Source organism: Rhizobium grahamii CCGE 502, assembly GCF_000298315.2.
GTDB lineage: Bacteria > Pseudomonadota > Alphaproteobacteria > Rhizobiales > Rhizobiaceae > Rhizobium > Rhizobium grahamii.
The window spans coordinates 537990-554789 of the sequence record NZ_AEYE02000035.1 but is presented as its reverse complement, the minus strand read 5'-3'; the positions used below and the strand labels follow the sequence as shown (position 1 = coordinate 554789).

General features: G+C 60.5%; 16 protein-coding genes. 9 read left to right on the top strand and 7 right to left on the bottom strand.

Features of this window, described 5'->3' with window-relative positions:
* Position 1: 1 nt before the first annotated feature.
* A complete protein-coding gene (gene nadC, locus RGCCGE502_RS30025) occupies positions 2 to 853 on the top strand; it encodes a carboxylating nicotinate-nucleotide diphosphorylase (RefSeq protein WP_016557990.1) in 852 nt (283 codons plus the stop codon).
* A 201-nt stretch (positions 854 to 1054) separates the two neighbouring features.
* On the top strand, positions 1055 to 1288 hold the full coding sequence (locus RGCCGE502_RS30020; RefSeq protein ID WP_016557989.1) for a DUF6429 family protein: 234 nt from the start codon (positions 1055 to 1057) through the stop codon (positions 1286 to 1288).
* Positions 1289 to 2385: 1097 nt separating this feature from the next.
* Here RGCCGE502_RS30020 and hutC read toward each other — a convergent pair.
* Positions 2386 to 3132 (bottom strand): histidine utilization transcriptional repressor HutC, encoded by a 747-nt coding sequence (hutC, locus tag RGCCGE502_RS30010; protein WP_016557987.1) that lies wholly within the window; start codon positions 3130 to 3132, stop codon positions 2386 to 2388.
* 190 nt (positions 3133 to 3322) lie between these two features.
* On the opposite strand from hutC, the gene RGCCGE502_RS30005 reads away from it, so the two are divergent.
* The 6 genes from RGCCGE502_RS30005 to solA all read left to right on the top strand — a co-directional run bounded on the left by RGCCGE502_RS30005 (position 3323) and on the right by solA (position 9171).
* On the top strand, positions 3323 to 4165 hold the full coding sequence (locus RGCCGE502_RS30005) for a transporter substrate-binding domain-containing protein (RefSeq protein ID WP_016557986.1): 843 nt from the start codon (positions 3323 to 3325) through the stop codon (positions 4163 to 4165).
* Between the two features lie 100 nt (positions 4166 to 4265).
* Positions 4266 to 4991, top strand: a complete 726-nt coding sequence (locus RGCCGE502_RS30000) for an ABC transporter permease (protein ID WP_016557985.1) — start codon at positions 4266 to 4268, stop codon at positions 4989 to 4991.
* 9 nt (positions 4992 to 5000) lie between these two features.
* Positions 5001 to 5705: an ABC transporter permease gene (locus RGCCGE502_RS29995; RefSeq protein ID WP_016557984.1), complete on the top strand. Its 705-nt coding sequence runs from the start codon at positions 5001 to 5003 to the stop codon at positions 5703 to 5705.
* Between the two features lie 29 nt (positions 5706 to 5734).
* The gene (locus RGCCGE502_RS29990; RefSeq protein WP_016557983.1) at positions 5735 to 6511 is read left to right on the top strand and encodes an ABC transporter ATP-binding protein; all 777 of its coding nucleotides are present in this window, start codon (positions 5735 to 5737) and stop codon (positions 6509 to 6511) included.
* Complete coding sequence (locus tag RGCCGE502_RS29985; protein ID WP_016557982.1) at positions 6508 to 8001, top strand: HAL/PAL/TAL family ammonia-lyase; 1494 nt, start codon at positions 6508 to 6510, stop codon at positions 7999 to 8001. Before RGCCGE502_RS29990 ends, RGCCGE502_RS29985 begins: the two co-directional genes overlap by 4 nt.
* Before the next feature lie 9 nt (positions 8002 to 8010).
* Entirely contained in the window at positions 8011 to 9171 is a 1161-nt protein-coding gene (gene solA / locus RGCCGE502_RS29980) for an N-methyl-L-tryptophan oxidase (RefSeq protein WP_016557981.1), read from the top strand.
* Positions 9172 to 9176: 5 nt separating this feature from the next.
* Here the strand turns inward: solA and RGCCGE502_RS29975 are convergent, their stop codons facing one another.
* The 6 genes from RGCCGE502_RS29975 to RGCCGE502_RS29950 all read right to left on the bottom strand — a co-directional run bounded on the left by RGCCGE502_RS29975 (position 9177) and on the right by RGCCGE502_RS29950 (position 15234).
* Positions 9177 to 10247: an ABC transporter ATP-binding protein gene (locus RGCCGE502_RS29975; RefSeq protein WP_016557980.1), complete on the bottom strand. Its 1071-nt coding sequence runs from the start codon at positions 10245 to 10247 to the stop codon at positions 9177 to 9179.
* Complete coding sequence (locus RGCCGE502_RS29970) at positions 10244 to 11173, bottom strand: PfkB family carbohydrate kinase (protein WP_016557979.1); 930 nt, start codon at positions 11171 to 11173, stop codon at positions 10244 to 10246. Before RGCCGE502_RS29970 ends, RGCCGE502_RS29975 begins: the two co-directional genes overlap by 4 nt.
* Complete coding sequence (locus RGCCGE502_RS29965; RefSeq protein WP_040675872.1) at positions 11173 to 12195, bottom strand: SIS domain-containing protein; 1023 nt, start codon at positions 12193 to 12195, stop codon at positions 11173 to 11175. Before RGCCGE502_RS29965 ends, RGCCGE502_RS29970 begins: the two co-directional genes overlap by 1 nt.
* Positions 12192 to 13037, bottom strand: a complete 846-nt coding sequence (locus tag RGCCGE502_RS29960) for a carbohydrate ABC transporter permease (RefSeq protein ID WP_016557977.1) — start codon at positions 13035 to 13037, stop codon at positions 12192 to 12194. Before RGCCGE502_RS29960 ends, RGCCGE502_RS29965 begins: the two co-directional genes overlap by 4 nt.
* On the bottom strand, positions 13037 to 13921 hold the full coding sequence (locus tag RGCCGE502_RS29955; protein WP_016557976.1) for a carbohydrate ABC transporter permease: 885 nt from the start codon (positions 13919 to 13921) through the stop codon (positions 13037 to 13039). Before RGCCGE502_RS29955 ends, RGCCGE502_RS29960 begins: the two co-directional genes overlap by 1 nt.
* Positions 13922 to 13995: 74 nt before the next feature.
* A complete protein-coding gene (locus tag RGCCGE502_RS29950; RefSeq protein ID WP_016557975.1) occupies positions 13996 to 15234 on the bottom strand; it encodes an extracellular solute-binding protein in 1239 nt (412 codons plus the stop codon).
* Positions 15235 to 15439: 205 nt separating this feature from the next.
* Between RGCCGE502_RS29950 and RGCCGE502_RS29945 the strand changes: the two genes are divergently transcribed.
* On the top strand, positions 15440 to 16645 hold the full coding sequence (locus RGCCGE502_RS29945) for an ROK family transcriptional regulator (protein WP_016557974.1): 1206 nt from the start codon (positions 15440 to 15442) through the stop codon (positions 16643 to 16645).
* Positions 16646 to 16800 lie beyond the last annotated feature (155 nt).

Sequence of the window (16800 nt, the reverse complement as noted above, 5' to 3'; positions counted from 1 at the left end):
GATGTCCCTTGCTCCCTTGCCGCGCATTGTCATTGAACCGATGGTCCGCGCCGCCCTTGTCGAAGATCTTGGACTTGCCGGCGACATTACGTCGGCAGCCGTGATCCCAGCTGACCATCAATCATCCTTCCTGATGGTCGCGCGGCAGCCCGGGACAATCGCCGGTCTCGACGCCGCGGAGCTGGCGTTCCAGCTCGTCGATCCGACGATTACAATGACGCGCGAGGTGGAGGACGGAACACGGGTTCGGACTGGTGATAGGATCGCCACGATAAGTGGGCCATCGCGCGGTATCCTGACTGGCGAACGCACTGCGCTCAATTTTCTGGGCCATCTGTCAGGCATCGCGACCGTGACGACGAGCCTGGTCGACGCGGTTGCCGGGACAAAGGCGTCGATTGCATGTACCCGCAAGACGACGCCGGGTTTGCGCGCCCTGGAAAAGTACGCCGTTCGTGCCGGCGGCGGCATGAACCACCGTTTTGCGCTTTCTGATGCCATTCTCATCAAAGACAATCACGTTGCGATAGCTGGAGGGGTGGTGAACGCAATTCGGCGCGCCCGCGCCGGCGCCGGGCACATGGTCAAGATCGAGATTGAAGTAGATACGCTTGAGCAGTTGCGAGAGGTCATGCAGGAGGGGGTCGATGCTGTCCTGCTCGACAACATGACGCCGTCACAGCTCCGCGAAGCTGTTTCGATCATCGATGGTCGCGCCATCACCGAGGCATCGGGCCGGGTTACGCCCGCAACCGTTGCGTTGGTTGCATCTTCAGGAATCGATCTCGTCTCGGTCGGTTGGTGTACCCATAGTGCGCCGACTCTTGATATTGGGCTGGATGCAAAAGACTGACGGGCGGTGAGCGGCGCCATCCATCAGTCCCTCCACGTCCGAAGGCAAGCCGGTCGTGAGCGTGCTCCGGCGCGGGGCAAGCGCGGCGTCCGTGCCACGCCGGCCAGTTGCTACAGCAAGCGGGCCGAGGCAGTGACGCGGGGGGCGACAAGCCTTGCGCAGAGAGGAGATTTTGACCGTCGGGGGTGCTAGGATGAGGGCATGACTGTTGACGAAGACAAGATAGACGATGCTGTCCTGGCGCTGATGTGGCTCACCATTCATGATGAACGGCGTGCCTGGAAGAGCTTCGATTGGGGGGCGACGGATCGGCTCTACAGGAAAGGACTAATTCACGATCCCATGAACAAGTCGAAATCGGTGTTCCTAACGGAGGAAGGGCTGGAGCGCTCGAGAGAGCTGTTTAGGTCAATGTTCACGCGGAAGGCGGAATAGCAATCTCGGCCATTCGCTGATTGGGCACGAAGGGCTGCCTTGACCGAGATATAGCCTATACTTTAGTTGCCTTCGATCCTCCATCGTTTTCCGAACAGAAGCGATCACGTAATTGAAAACGTTCAAAAAGCCGACGGAAGCAAGCGGTTGGTGGTGATGCCCTCTCCATAATTGAATGCGGCCTGTGGTCCGATCAGACAATGACGTATGTGTCGGTAAAACCGACGTGTTATCGCGAGTCCGTGGTGCCAAGCACATGCTACCAAGCAAAGAGGCTCGTTCATTGCAGCTGAACCTGGTTGCGTGCTCACCAACCCATGTATGATTGGCCCGAAGTCGGGAAGAGACCAATGCACGATGGGAGAGACTTCGCGAGGTTCTTCGTTCGCGCGGCGCAGGGGTGCCTGCCGATCTTGCCCGATCCACGGGGATCTTTCTCCCGTGCCGGGAGGCATCCTGAGCGGGGCCGGCAAGCGTCCGATCGGGCAAATCTGCCAGCGGACGAGATCAGACCGTATTTTGGTTACATCCGGGCTTTTCTCGCACAGGCAATGCTGGGGGGCGCTGGAGCTCGGTGTTGCGGATCACGTCAGCGCGTTGAGACAGGCAGTTACCGCCAATCGATCATAGCGGTCGCCGAGGGTGCCGCAGATGTCGCGGCAATCGACTGCAAGACATTTGCCGATGGCTATGGTCTATCGCAGGTTCGATGGCAGCCTTCGCCCCAGAGAGGGCAGAGCCAGGAAAAAAAGGGCCGACGGAAAACCGCGGCCCATAAGGTGTGAAGGTCAAAACCTCCAGAGGGAACAGCTGTTGCGGCGGAAAACTGGGAGGAACACCGCCATGTGCATCAGCTATGATCGTTGTGCCGCTTTTTTGACCAATTGGAAAACAATTTTTGTGCAATGCAGCTATGCAGTGGCTGCGATGCTTGCAAGCGTGCACGCCAGGCGGGCCGATCATCGCCGGATCTGATTTTTCTTTCAGGCGCTCCTAAATTGAAATCTGCTGGCATTTGCGCTTTGCGACTGCCCAAGATGGGCTGTTCGACGCCATGGATTCCATTTATGAGGGCGACATTCCATATACAACTAAGTCTACTCTTCGAACGTTTTGCCAGTTCGTGCCTCGAGCCTGTAGCGATTGCCTGGGTAAATGAGACGCGCGGTGGAAACGACGTTCCGGCCGGACCAGGTGCGGCGGCGGATTGCGAGGCAGGGTTCGTTCTTGAGGATTGTCAGCAGCTTGCATTCCCAGGATTGCGGCATTGCCGCCTCGACAATGTGCTCCGAACCGCTGAGTGGCGCGGCTGTCGTCAGATAGGCGTTGGGCGTCAGCGACGTGAAGTCCTGATCCAGGTAGTCGGGGGCCGTCGCCGGGTTCACAAAGCGGTCTTCGATCTGGACTGGAACTCCGTTTTCGCTGTGCACGATCAGGGAGTGAAATATGGGCGCGCCGATCTCCAGCTCGAGTGCGTCGGCGGTCTCCGGAGAGGCGGTTTCCCGGGCCAAAATAACCACGGATGCCTCATGAGCATGGCCTCGCTCGGTAATTTCCTCGGCAATGTTGCGGACCTCGAACAGCGCTGAATAGCCCTTGCGCTCCGCCACGAAGGAGCCGACGCCCTGGATCCGGACAAGCTCGCCCTCACTGGCAAGCTCGCGCAGGGCGCGGTTGGCCGTCATCTTGCTTACGCCGAGTTCCGTCACGAGCTCGTTTTCGGAAGGAACGCGGTGCTTCGGGGGCCATTCGCCACTATGGATACGATCGAGGATCATTTGCTTGACGCCGGCGTAGAGCGGTGCGGTATCGTTGTCCCGCTTCAACTCACTTTGACGCTTCATTGCCTATTCCTTTCGCAACGGCAAATCCGAACATGCCATCGACTTTCCACTTGCATAACACAAAATATCACATATGGTACCATATACAACCTCTCGAAAGATCGACCAGGCTAAGGTCGGCATCGGGCAAGCCGGCGAAGACCGGTATCGTACCGTAAGGTCAAGTTTCATTTCAGAGGAGAACCAACCAATGACTTTCCGTACGCTTCTTCTTTCCGGCGCCGTCGCGCTTTCTGCTTTTGCTGGTCCGGTGGCCGCCAAGGACTGGAGAACCGCAACGATCACGCTCGAGGGCGCCTACGCGCCGTGGAACATGACCAATGCCGATGGCACGCTTGGTGGTTTCGAGCCTGAGCTTGCAAAGATCCTCTGCGAGCGCGCCAAGATCGAATGCAAGCTCGTAGCCTCCGATTGGGACGGCATGATCCCGGCGCTCAACGCTGGCAAGTTCGACGTCATCATGGATGCACTGTCGATCACCGATGACCGCAAGAAGGTCATTGGCTTCACGATCCCGTACGCTGCGACGCCTGCGGCCTTCGCAACCGCCAAGGACAGCCCGCTCGCCAAGGCAGCTGGAACCGGGGCGACGATCAAGATGACGCCCGGCCAGACCGGCGTTAAGGAGGTCGATGCACTGAAGGAAGCCTTCAAGGGCAAGACGATCGGCATCCAGGCGGCGACCGTCTATGCGAAGTTCGTCTACGACAATTTCGGCGACATCGCAGAAATCCGCGAATACAAGACCGGTGCAGACCGGGATCTCGACCTGCAGAACGGCCGCATTGACCTCGGCTTCGACGATGCGGTCTATTTCGCCAATGCGTTCCAGTCCGCAAACGACAGCCTGGCCTTCACCGGCCCTGAAATCGTTGGCCCGATCTGGGGCGAGGGCGAAGGCCTCGGCGTGCGTCAGGCCGACACGGATCTTCGCGACAAGTTCAACGAAGCGATCAAGTCGGCACTTGCCGACGGGACTGTGAAGGAACTGTCGATGAAGTGGTTCAAGGTCGACGTCAGCCCGCAGAACTGATTTCCGGCCAATGCCGGACGTCACGGTCTCCGGCCATGATGCCGGGGACCGCATGCTATTCTGACACCGCCAGGACAGCGGCGGGCGCGGGGAACATGACATGGCAACACTGGAACTTATTGGATTCGGCTCGACCGGATGGGGTGCGCTTCTCCTGCTTGCAGCGCTCGTGACGTTGTGCGTGACTGCAAGTGCGCTGGCGATCGGGGCTGTGCTCGGGGCGATCATCGCTGCCGCAAAACTCTCCGGAAAAACGAGCCTCGTTGCCATCGGCAACGTCTATACGACCGTCTTTCGGGGCGTGCCCGAACTGTTGATCATCTATCTGATCTATTTCGGGGGCTCGTCTGCCGTCACCTCGATTGGCAAGGCAATGGGCTACGAAGGTTTCCTCGGTCTGCCCTCCTTCCTTGCCGGCGCCTTGGCGGTCGGCATCATATCCGGCGCATACCAGGCAGAAGTGTTTCGCGGCGCCTACCTCGCCATTTCCAAGGGTGAACTGGAGGCGGCCAATGCCATCGGCATGAACCGTGGCCTGCGGTTCCGCCGGGTGATCATTCCGCAGGTACTGCGTTTTGCCATTCCAGGTCTCGGAAACGTGTGGCAGCTCAGCCTCAAGGATTCGGCACTGATCTCGGTGACAGGCCTAGCCGAACTTATGCGCACCAGCCAGGTCGCCGCTGGCTCGACAAGACAGTACTTCCTCTTCTTCATTGTGGGCGGCATTCTCTATCTCGTCCTGACGAGTCTCTCCGACCGCATCTTCAACGGCGCCGAGCGGCGCGCCAATCGCAGCATGCCGACAGCGGCCATGGGAAAGGCGTGAGGTGGCATCATGGATTTTGCTTTTCTCTTCCAAACAATGACCACCTTGCTCAAGGCCGTTCCGATGACCTTGGCGCTGTTTTCTCTTTCGATCATCGTCGGTGGCCTCCTCGCGCTCCTGATCGTCTGGATGCGCGTCGGCGGCAACCCGGTGCTCTCGGCTTTTGCGAAGGGATACATCTTCGTCTTCCGCGGCTCGCCGCTGTTGATTCAGATGTTCCTCGTCTTTTACGGCCTTGGCCAGTTCGGGTTCATCCGCTACTCCTTCCTCTGGCCTTTCCTGCGCGAGCCATTCGTTTGTGCCGTGCTGTCTCTTGCGCTTTGCACCGCGGGCTACTCGGCCGAGATCTTCCGCGGGGGTATTCGCGCTGTCTCGCCACGCGAGATCGAAGCCGCCCGCTCGATCGGAATGTCGGGCGCACTGCTCGTTCGCCGCATCCTCGCGCCGGTCGCTTTCCGCCACGCACTCCCGGCATATTCCACCGAGATCGTCTTGATGATGAAGTCGACAGCGCTTGCAAGCCTGGTGACGGTTTGGGAGGTGACGGGTGTGGCGCAGCGGTTGATCTCGCAAACTTACCGCACGATGGAGGTATTCCTCTGCGCGGCCATCATCTACCTCGTTCTCAACTTCATCATCCTGCAGGCGATGTCCCTGCTCGAATATTCGCTCTCGCGACATCGCCGTGCGATTCCGCCGGCGCTGAAGGCCTGAGAGACTGAACGGACACGATTGGAGCTTCCATGCCAGGCGTTACCCGACTATCCGTCCGCAACATCCGCAAGAGCTTCGGCACGCACGAGGTTCTTAAAGGCATCTCGCTCGATGCAGAGGATGGCGACGTCATCTCCTTGCTCGGAGCCTCGGGTTCCGGCAAATCCACGTTCCTTCGTTGCATCAACCTGCTGGAGACGGCAACCGACGGCGAGATCTGGGTCGATGGCGAACAGATCCGGATGATCCACAAGGGCGGCACCAGCCGTCCCGCCAGCCAGAAACAGGTCGATCATATTCGCTCGGAACTCGGAATGGTGTTCCAGTCCTTCAATCTATGGTCCCACATGACGATCCTGCAAAACGTGATCGAAGGGCCGGTGCATGTTCTCAAACGCCCTCGGGCGGAATGCATCGCCGAGGCGGAGGTCCTGTTGAAGAAGGTCGGCATAGCCGACAAGCGGCATGCCTATCCCGCCCATCTGTCGGGCGGCCAGCAGCAGCGCGCCGCAATTGCCCGGGCGCTTGCAATGAAGCCGAAGGTCATGCTTTTCGACGAGCCGACTTCGGCCCTTGACCCGGAACTCGTTGGCGAGGTGCTGCGGGTCATGCGCGCTCTGGCAGAGGAGGGGATGACCATGCTTGTTGTCACGCACGAAATGAGTTTCGCCCGCAACGTCTCCAATCGCGTCGTCTTCATGAAGGAAGGGCTGGTCGAAAGCTCAGGCACACCCGACGAGATGTTCGGCGGGGCCGCAACCCCAGCCTTCCGCCAATTCATCGGTCACTTCGGAACCGGGCAATGACTGTGATCATCGAGACGCGCATCGGCTGGTGTGATGTCGCGCGCGTCGCCAACGGGGAGGCGCTTGCACTGTCTCCTTCGGCCTGGGGACGCGTAGAGAGTGCCAGCCGGATCGTCGAGCGGATCGTTGAGACCGGCGTGCGTGCCTACGGCATCAATACAGGCGTCGGCGCGCTTTCGGATACGGTCGTCGACCGCAACTCGCAAAGCCGCCTGTCGCGCAACATTGTCCTCAGCCACGCCTGTGGCGTCGGCGCGCTGCTGGCGCCACGCGAGGTTCGGGCGATCATCGCTGCGCAAATTGCAAATTTTGCTCACGGCCATTCCGGCGTCAGGACTGAAATCCTCCGGTATCTGACTGCCTTCCTGGACCATGATTGTATTCCGGACGTTCCGTCGAAAGGGTCGGCCGGATACCTGACGCATAATGCCCACACCGCGCTCGTTCTCATTGGCGCGGGAAGCGCAAAGGTGAACGGAAAGCCCCTGAAGGGCGGCGAGGCACTCAGCGCAATCGGCCTGACACCGCTCGTGCTTCGCGCCAAGGAAGGGCTCAGTCTCGTCAACGGTACGGCTTGCGCAACCGGTCTGGCAAGCGTTGCCCTTTCTCGGGCACTCCACGTGCTTGACTGGGCAGATGCCGTCGCCGCTCTGACCCTCGAGGCCGCTGGATGCCAGATGGCAGCCTTTGATGAAGCCGTGCTGGCCATGCGTCCTTCGCGCGGCATAGCTGAGGTCGGCGCGTCGCTGCGCCGTCGGCTGGCTGGCAGCGGCCTGGTTGCTGCCGCGCTTGGAAAGCGAACCCAGGATGCGCTCAGCCTGCGCTCGGTCCCGCACGCGCACGGTGCTGCCCGCGACGTCTTTGCGAATGCGTCTGAGGTCGTCGATCGCGAGCTTGCCTCCGTGACCGACAATCCGGCGGTCTCAGGCTCGCCCGCGGACCCTGTCGTTTCGTCTGAGGCGCACGCCGTCGCGCCGGCTCTTGCGCAGGCATGTGATAGTCTTGCGATTGCCATCGCGCAGATCTCGGCGATGAGCGAGCGCCGCATGGACCGCCTCGTCAATCCGCTGGTCAGCGGCCTGCCGCCGTTCCTTGCAAGTGACGCTGGCAGCAATTCGGGCTTCATGATTGCGCAGTATACGGCGGCCGCGCTCAGCAACGAGAACCGCAGACTGGCGGCGCCTGCTTCCACCGATGGCGGGTTGACCTCCGGCCTTCAGGAGGATTTTCTCGCCCATCCTACCGCTGCGGCAAACAAGCTTCTGGCGGTCATCGACAATGCCGAGTATATCGTCGCAATCGAACTGATGGCGGCTGCGCAGGCACATGATTTCCTCGGACCCACAGCAAGCCGGGCCACCGGGACCGATGCAATCCAGCGCACGGCGCGCAAGGTCGTTTCAAACTATGGTGACGATCGTCCGCTGGCTGGTGACATGGAAGCTCTTCGAACACTGATCCGCACCGAAGCGCCTCCGGATGTTATTTAAGGAATACGCATGACAGCTCAATTCGACGTTGCCGTGATTGGCCTTGGAGCCATGGGATCGGCCGCTCTCTCGTTTCTCGCCGAGCGTGGAGCCAAAACAATCGGCATCGATGCGTATTTCCCATCCCATGCACTGAGCTCGTCTCATGGAGACAGTCGCCTCATCCGGCTCGGGTATTTCGAGGATCCGTCCTACGTCCCATTGCTGCAGCGGGCGTATCGAAACTGGAGCGCGCTTGAAGCACGGCTTCGCGCTGAAATCCTGACAATAACAGGTGTTCTCCAGATTGGCGGCGTAGACAGCAAGATCGTGTCCGGAACCCGCGCCTCCTGCCAGATGCACGGCCTGGCGCACCAGGTCCTCGACAAAGAAGAAATGAACAGGCGATTTCCTGCCTTCCAGCTCGATAACGAGGAGGTAGCGGTCCTTGATCCGCAAGGGGGCTATCTCAAGCCGGAGGCGGCGGTCATGGGCTACCTCAAGCTTGCAGCACAGGATGGCGCTGTCCTTCATTTCGGCGAACGCGTGATTGCAATCGAGCCTGACGATGCTGGCGTGACGATCCGCTCGGCAGATGGTTACTACCGCGTCACGAAGGTCGTGGTCGCCACCGGATCGTGGATCGCCGAGCTTGTTCCGGAGTTGCGAACGCAGGCAACGCCAATCCGCCAGGTCGTCGCATGGTATCAGCCGCAGGACGGCACGGTGACAAAGCCGCAAGGCATGCCTTGTTTCCTGCGGGACGAGGGCGCGGAGGGGTCATATTTCGGGTTCCCGGCAATCGGGGTCGACGGCGTGAAAGTCGGACGGCACGCGCATTTCCGCGAGCCGATCGATCCCAACCAGCCCAATCCGCCGGTAAACGACAGAGATACAGCGCTTCTCGACGGTTTCGTCAGCAAACGTCTGCCTGGGGTCGTCGGTCAGCGCGTGAACGCGGTGACCTGCCGCTATACCATGCTGCCCAGCGAGGATTTCCTGCTGGATCTTGCTCCTGGCAATCCGAATGTGGTGGTCGCTTCGCCCTGTTCCGGACACGGGTTCAAGTTCACGAGCGTCGTCGGCGAAATCCTCGCCGATCTGGCGCTTCAGGGCGAAACCGGTCTTCCCGTCTCTGCCTTTTCGTTCGACGCCCTCAAGCGCTTCGTTGCTGCGGGCAAAGCAGCCTGAGCGCGTTAGTTTAAGCGCAGTCCGCTCTCGCCGTCGAAGATGTGAATTGCCTCTACAGCGTAGGATAGCGTCAGCGGCTGTCCGTTCTCCAACAAGGTGCGTGGCGGCAGGCAGGCCATGATCCGCTGCGTTCCGGCAAGGGCGGTCACGACAAGTTCCGGGCCGGTCAGCTCGGCAACCTCGCACGTCGCCTCAATCGCGTGCCCGGACGACCCAGGTCCAAATGCTTCCGGACGAATGCCGGCAATCAGCCTCTTTCCGTCGCCTGGCTTCGTTTCAAGGCCGGGTGGAATGGGCAGTACGGTGGCGCTGCCGTCTATCTGAAGCACATCGCCGCGCGCGGTCACACTCAGAAGGTTCATGGATGGTGCGCCGACGAAGGTGGCGACATAGAGGGTTGCCGGTCGATCATAAATTTCGGACGGCGTTCCGAGCTGCTCGATCCGCCCGTCGCGCATCACTGCGATGCGGGTGGCGAGCGTCATCGCCTCGATCTGATCATGCGTTACGTAGACGACGGTGGTCTTGAGCATCTGATGCAGGCGCTTGAGCTCGGTTCGCATCTCCATGCGCAGTTTCGCATCGAGATTGGACAGCGGTTCATCGAAGAGGAAGACTTCAGGCTTGCGCACCAGGGCCCGACCGATTGCGACGCGCTGACGCTGGCCTCCCGACAGCTGGCCTGGCTTTCGCTCGAGGAGGCTTTCGATCTGCAGCAACTTCGCGGCGTCGCGCACCGCACGATCGCGCTCCTCGGCCGGGACCTTCCGCATCTCGAGGCCAAAACCGATATTGCGGTGCACGGTGAGATTCGGATAGAGCGCATACGACTGGAAAACCATGGCGATGTCGCGGTCCTTCGGATGCACCCCAAGGACAGAGCGACCGCCGATGCGAACGTCCCCACTCGTTGCCTCGGCCAGTCCGGCAACGATGTTGAGCAAGGTCGACTTTCCACAACCAGACGAGCCGAGCAACACAAGAAATTCGCCGCTTTCGAGTGCGATGTCGATGCCCTTCAGGGTTTCGACATCACCGTAGGTCTTGCGGATGTTATTAATTTCGAGCGCACTCATCGAGTCATGTCCTTGGATGCGGGTTCACCGCCGTAGCTTCGTGGATGGGTGGAAATGGCCCGCGACGCGACCTCTGTTCCCATTTCAAGGCAATCGGCGAGCGGCTTTCCTCCTGTCAATGCCGCGAGAAAGCCGGCGTTGAAGACATCGCCGGCACCGATCGTGTCGACGACCGTGACGCTCGGGGCCGCAACCGATATGCATTCTCCGTCGGCACCGATCGCGAGCGCGCCATCCGGCCCACGTTTGACGACGACGATCGCGCCATCAGGCATATGCGACCGGATTTCTGCGGCTGCTTGCCCCGGATCGTCGAGGCCTGACAGCGTGGTCGATTCCACTTCATTGAGTAGCGCGATGGCGCAGCGAGATAGCCAGCGCCGCGTGGCATAGCAGTTCTTGCTCGTCCAGCCATCGAGCGGCCACCCGGTATCGAGGGCAACGTCTATTTGATGCGCGTCCGCCCAATCGAAGAAGGCATCGTAGTCGCGCGTCAGGTCCTCGGTCAGAAACGATCCGCAAAGCAGGAGACAACCTCCGGAGAGCCGGGCGCCTTCCAGCACCGAAAGGACATCGGGAAGGCTGAGGCGCGGGAGATGGCCGCGAGTGGTAAAGAAGGTGCGTTCGCCGTCGGGATGGGTGATGCCGACCGAGAGTGTCGTCTGCTCCGGGCGAACCGGCCAGTTCAGAGCACGATTCCCAAAAGCGTCGATCAGCCATTTGCCGAACTGGTCATCGCCGACATTTGCCGCAATCTCGAAGGCGACGCCGAGCCCGGCCCAGGCAAGGGCACTGTTGCCGGCTGCTCCGCCCACGCGCAATTCGTCATGGTCGACGATGATTTCGGTGCCCGCCTTTGGCCAGGGAGCCGCGGGGCCAAGGATGAGGTCAATATTGACATTTCCGACGACTGCAAGCGGACGCATTATTCGCTCCGGGTGATCTTGGTCGAGCGCACCGGAGTACCGGCGTTGTCAACACGGGCGTTGGCGAAGGCTATCATCAAGCGCTGGGCTGCGGGCAGCATCGCAAAGATCGCGGCAAGACCGGAAGCCGGCATGAAGGCGATGGTGACCGCGCCTGCGACCGGGTCTTCCCCGGAAGCGTCGAAAATGACAACAGGCGCGCCGGTTTCGACGGCGGATACGGCCATGGCTGTCACAAGAGAAGCCGTGCTGTCCTCTCCCTTGAACAGAACGACGCCGATCGAAGGGTCGAGCATCTCCATCGGCCCGTGCCGCAACTGCCCACCCTCCAGCGAAAAGCAGGGTCGACGGGAGAGCTCGGTCAGGCCGAGCGCCAGCGCTTCTGCGAGACCCTGCAGTCGCCGGCCTGACGTAACGACCGTCGCCACGGTACTGAGCGCAGTGAGTGCCGGATCGATACTCGGCGTTTCCGGTGCGATGAGTGCGCCAAGCGCTGCCGAGGGATCGACGCCAAGGGTAGCCAGCACTCTCAGATGAAGGGCAAACGACACCGTCAGGCTGCGCGTTGCAGCAAAGGCGAGTTCCGTTCCACCGGCGCCGACAAGGGACGGTGCGGTGCGCGCCAGGAAAGAACCGCCCTCGAGCGTCAGCCCGAACGTGTCGGGGCTGCCTCCCGTTTCGGAGAACCAGCGCACAACCTCGGCGCTCTCGCCGGATTGAGAGGTGATCATGACGGTCCTGCCGTCGAGCGTCAGGGGCTGTCCGAGCTGTTCGGACAGGGGCAGGGCGATTGCGTCGATGCCAGTCGCCCGATAAAGCGGTTCGACGGCGCGTCCGACGGCATGTGATCCGCCCATGCCGAGAAGCAGGAGTCTGCCGGTCTTCTTCAACGATGCTGCAATGGCCTGGGCGGTCTCCCTGGTGCTATCAAAGGACGCCAGGGCGTCGGCATGCTGACGTGCCATTTCGCGATCGATTGCAATCAGGCCGGTGGGTCGGGCGGTTTCCATGGTGCTTGTCATCCCTTGACGCCGCCGCTTGTCAGCCCGGAGATCAGGGCGCGTTGCATGATGAGACCGACGACCACTGGCGGTAGGGCGGCGAGCACACCGGCAGTTGCGATCAGTCCGTAGTCCGAAACACGTCCCCCAGCCAGATCGGCAATGGCGACCGTGAGTGTTTTGGCGCGCTGGTCGGACGTGAAGAGAAGCGCGTAGAAGAATTCATCCCACCCGAGCAGGAAGGCGAAGAGTGCCGAGGTCGCGACCACCGGCATTGCAAGCGGCAATGTGATGATCTTCCAGGTCTGGAACAGGCCCGCACCGTCGATCATCGCAGCCGACTCGATCTCCCTCGGAATGGAATCGAACCCGGATTTCATGAGCCACGTCGTGAAGGGTGCCAGGATCGTGAGGTAAACGAGTGCCAGGCCGAAAACATTGTTCAGCATGCCAAGATGAGCAAGGCCGATGTAGAGCGGCACGGCAAGCGCAACCGGGGGCAGCATGTAGGTGGCAATGACCATCGAAAGCGACCAGCCGACCGATGGCGTGCGTGAAACCGCCCACCCTGCCGGAATGGCAAGCGCAATTGCCGCGACGGTTGCCATGCCGGCAACTTCGATGCTGTTCCTCAGCGACGCGGTAAAAGCCGCGCCAGCGCTGTTTTCGAGGGTCGACAGGAGCACGCCGTACCGTGAAAAGTCGGCTGACTGCGGCCACCAGCGAAGCGGCTTAGCGGCAAGATCGGCAGCCGGCGAAATGCTCATGACAAAGAGCCACAGAACGGGTGCCAGGATGACGGCTGCAAGCAGCAAGGCGCAAGCGTAGACGAAGAGTGAAAAAACCAGGCTCTTGCGTTCCATCAGGCAGCACTCCCGGCAGTCTTGCGCACCAGCGCGGCATAGGCGAGAGCAAGCACCGTCACCAGCAACGTGACGATCAGCGCAAGCGAGGCACCGGAACCGGCTCGCTGGAACGAAAACGCTTCCTGGTAGACCAGGATGGAGAGCGTTCTCGTGCTGTTGGCGGGCCCGCCGCGCGTCATCACCCAGATGATGTCGAACACCTTGAAGGCCTCGATGGTCCGCAGCACCAGAGCGACCATCAGGGGGCCGGCGAGATAGGGCAGGATCACGAAGCGAAAACGGGCAAAAGCGCCGGCACCATCGACGAGCGAGGCCGCGGTGACGTCGCGTGGCACCGCCTGCAGGGCGGCTAGGGCGATCAGCGCCACCAATGGAAAATTCTTCCAGCAATCAGCCACGATCAACGCGGCAAGAGCCGTTCCTGGCTCTCCCAGCCACGAGCGATAGGTGTCGATGAAGCCGATTTGGGTCAGCGCTGCGTTAAGGGCGCCATATTCCGGATTGTAGATCAGTCGCCATAGCGTCGCGTTGACGACCGTCGGCAGAGCCCAGGGCAAAATCATCAACGCGCGCAACGCGGCGCGCCCGCGGAAATTCTGGTTCAGGAGGAGCGCCGCAAGAACGCCGATTACCATTTCGGCGGCGACCGAAATGACGGCAAACCAGGTGGTTGTGATCAGGGTTCGTTGGAAATTCGAGCCGGAAACCATCTTCACGTAATTGTCGATGCCGACGAAATTGCCGGCCGTACCGACAAGCTTGGCGTCCGTGAAAGACAGGCCGACGGTATCGACCAGAGGCCATCCGATGACGGCGACCATCACGACAAGCAGCGGCAACATCAAAAGCCACGCGCGGGTTGTCATCCAGGTGCCGGACATCGGGCGCCTCCTCAATTCGTCGGTTTGGCAAGGCTAAGCCAGGCGGCATGTGCCGCCTGGAGGTCGCTATCTGGTCAGAGGCCGCTGTTGTCTGCTGCCGACTTCAGGGCATCTTGCGGCGAGGACTGACCTAGAAGAGATTCCTGGATCGCCTGCTGGAGTGCAGTCGACAGTTCCTGGTATTTGGGCGTGGTTGGCCGCGGATACATGGCGGCGAGACCGACCTTGGCCGCAGAGATCAGTTCCTCCTGACCTTTGGTGACGGCCGGGTCATCATAGGAGGATGCCCAGATTGGCAGGCTGAGCTTCGCGTACTGGTTCTGCGTTGCCTGCGAAGTCATGAAAGCCACGTATTTCCAGGCCTCCTCAGGATGCTTGCTGGCCGTGGTGACGCCAAGCCCCATCGAACCGTTGACGGCCGACGCTTCGCTCTTGCCAGCCACACCAGGAGCTGGAACGACGCCGACCTTGCCTGCGACCTTGCTGTCCTTCGGGTCATTGGCCATGTTGTACATGTAGGTCCAGTTGAGCGCGAAGGCGGCATCACCGTTTTGGAAGACCTTACGAACGTCTTCTTCCAGAAATTCCTTGGAATTAGGATTGGTCAGCCCGGACTTGTAGCTGGAGACCATGTAGTTCAGTGCGTCGAGACCGCCGCCATTTTGGAAGTCCGGCTTGCCATCTTTCAAGAAGTCGCCCTTGTAGGCGCTGACGAGCGTGGTGTAGTCGCAGATTGCAGCTTCCGCCTGCGACCAGCTCCAGGCGATCGGCGTTGCAAGAAGGCCCTTGTCCTTGATGACCTTTGCCTGCTCGGTCAGCTCGTCCCAAGTCCTGGGCGGTGCCTTGATGCCAGCTTTCCCAAGGATTTCCTTATTGTAGAAGAGATATTTCGTGTCAAGGATCCACGGCATGCCATAGTATTTTCCGTCGTACTGGACGGTCGTCCACGCGCCTGGAAGGACACCTTTCTTCATGTCGTCGGTGATGCGCGAAGTGACGTCGACAAGCACGTTGTTTGTCGCGTATTCGGCCGGCCAGATCACGTCGAAGAGGACGACGTCGTAGCCACCGCCCGACCCCTGGGCGAGCACTGTCTTGTCGTGCAGGCCTTCATAAGGGACGAATTCGAGGTTGACTTTTACGTCCGGGTTTGCCTTGGAAAAAGCTTCGGACATAGAACGCACGTCGGCTTCGCTATAGGCCGCCTGGGCCATGAACAGCGCGTTGATAGTGGTTTCAGCAAAGGCATGCGGCGCGAAGGATGCGCCGATAAGTGCGGCGCCAAGCATTGTCTTGTGTAGTGATTTCGACATTCCAGCCTCCAGTTTTTGACATTCACCGTTTTCCGAGGGCGGCTGGCTGCCGCCGTCAGGTTTCGAACTGGTGCCGTCCTTGCGGCCCAGATACGGAGCGTCGTCAGAGCATGTTGCTCTCTGCGTTCCCTGGAACTCTGTGGTTCCTTATTAAGTCAAACTAATTTGTTCTTCAATATTCTACTGCTGTCAAGAGGAAATCAGGATGAATGACACGCTTCCCATACGGGCAAAGAGCGGCACCAATCACGAAGGCACCAGCTCCCATAACAGAAGAGTGCTGATGGACGCCCTTCGGATGAATGGTGCACTGTCGCGAGCCGACCTTTCACGCGCAACGAAACTCACAAAGCAGACGGTTTCCAACATCATCGACGAACTCGAGCAGGAGGGCCTGGTCACCGCGGAGGATGCAGTTCGCAAGGGGAGGGGACAACCATCGACACCCTATCGGCTGGTTCCGGAAGGTGCGTTTGCAATCGGGCTGCAGATCGATCGGCACGTGACGCGGGCAATCGCCGTCGATCTCGTCGGCAACGTATTGGCCCGGGCCGAGGCCAACCTACCGCCGAACGGTCCCGCGAACGGTGTACCGGTTATCTTGAAGCTGATAGAGAAGGTTCGCATCGACCTCGCTGATCTCTTTGATCAATCGGAGCGTCGGCTTGTCGGCCTTGGAGCCGCGATGCCCGGCCCGTTTGGGATCAAGACTGCGGGCGATGATCCGTGGATGATGGCGGCATGGCAGGCGTTCCCGCTGCTCGAGACGCTGGCGGCCGGCACGGGCTTGAGTGTGCGTCTGCAAAACGACGCGGCCGCATGCGCAACGGCAGAGCGCATGGTTGGTGCCGCAAACGGGCTTGATCATGCGGTCTGCCTTTATCTCGGATACGGCATCGGTGCCGGTCTGATCCTTGCCGGGGAACTTTACAGCGGAGCCAATGGAAACGCCGGGGAAATCGGCATGGCCCTTCTTTCGGCGAGCGGTAGCCCGACCCCTCTCGAGCATCGCGCCTCGCTTGCTTCGCTCTACCAGCATCTGAAGGTCGACCCGGCCGACCCTGGCGTCTACGCGACGATAAACATGTTGGCTCAATCGGACGACGCGAGAATTGAGAGCTGGATCGAGGAGGCCGTGATGGATCTGCGCTGGAGCGTGCATCTGATCGAAACAATCTTCGACCCGCAAACAGTCATACTCTGCGGCGGGGCACCGGAAGCCCTGGCGCGGCGGCTGGTCGCCGCAGTGCATCCCCTTGCACCGTCGATTGCAGATCGCCGGGATCGCGCCATTCCGCGGTTTCAACTTGGGATGACCGATCCTTGGGCCGTCGCTCGCGGGGCAGCCGCCGATCCCATCAGCCGCGCGTTCGATCCGAGCTTTGCGGCAATCCTGAAGGGATCGCTTTGAGGTGATACCTCGGCCCGCTCAGCTAAATCCGGCAACTCCCAGATTGCCGCAGCACGGACCTGCGCAGGGGATCGCCGTGACCACTTAGTCGCGGACAGGCTGATCTGATAAGCAAAAAGAAACCCGGTGCCGTGGGCATCGGGTTTCTTTCGACT

Coding starts and splice junctions, on each gene's coding strand:
- RGCCGE502_RS29965 (WP_040675872.1), bottom strand. CDS start 12,195: ATGACAAGCACCATGGAAACCGCCCGACCCACCGGCCTGATTGCAATC.
- solA (WP_016557981.1), top strand. CDS start 8,011: ATGACAGCTCAATTCGACGTTGCCGTGATTGGCCTTGGAGCCATGGGA.
- RGCCGE502_RS30020 (WP_016557989.1), top strand. CDS start 1,055: ATGACTGTTGACGAAGACAAGATAGACGATGCTGTCCTGGCGCTGATG.
- RGCCGE502_RS29970 (WP_016557979.1), bottom strand. CDS start 11,173: ATGCGTCCGCTTGCAGTCGTCGGAAATGTCAATATTGACCTCATCCTT.
- RGCCGE502_RS29995 (WP_016557984.1), top strand. CDS start 5,001: ATGGATTTTGCTTTTCTCTTCCAAACAATGACCACCTTGCTCAAGGCC.
- RGCCGE502_RS29975 (WP_016557980.1), bottom strand. CDS start 10,247: ATGAGTGCGCTCGAAATTAATAACATCCGCAAGACCTACGGTGATGTC.
- nadC (WP_016557990.1), top strand. CDS start 2: ATGTCCCTTGCTCCCTTGCCGCGCATTGTCATTGAACCGATGGTCCGC.
- RGCCGE502_RS29985 (WP_016557982.1), top strand. CDS start 6,508: ATGACTGTGATCATCGAGACGCGCATCGGCTGGTGTGATGTCGCGCGC.
- RGCCGE502_RS29945 (WP_016557974.1), top strand. CDS start 15,440: ATGAATGACACGCTTCCCATACGGGCAAAGAGCGGCACCAATCACGAA.
- RGCCGE502_RS29960 (WP_016557977.1), bottom strand. CDS start 13,037: ATGGAACGCAAGAGCCTGGTTTTTTCACTCTTCGTCTACGCTTGCGCC.
- RGCCGE502_RS29955 (WP_016557976.1), bottom strand. CDS start 13,921: ATGTCCGGCACCTGGATGACAACCCGCGCGTGGCTTTTGATGTTGCCG.
- RGCCGE502_RS29950 (WP_016557975.1), bottom strand. CDS start 15,234: ATGTCGAAATCACTACACAAGACAATGCTTGGCGCCGCACTTATCGGC.
- RGCCGE502_RS30005 (WP_016557986.1), top strand. CDS start 3,323: ATGACTTTCCGTACGCTTCTTCTTTCCGGCGCCGTCGCGCTTTCTGCT.
- hutC (WP_016557987.1), bottom strand. CDS start 3,132: ATGAAGCGTCAAAGTGAGTTGAAGCGGGACAACGATACCGCACCGCTC.
- RGCCGE502_RS30000 (WP_016557985.1), top strand. CDS start 4,266: ATGGCAACACTGGAACTTATTGGATTCGGCTCGACCGGATGGGGTGCG.
- RGCCGE502_RS29990 (WP_016557983.1), top strand. CDS start 5,735: ATGCCAGGCGTTACCCGACTATCCGTCCGCAACATCCGCAAGAGCTTC.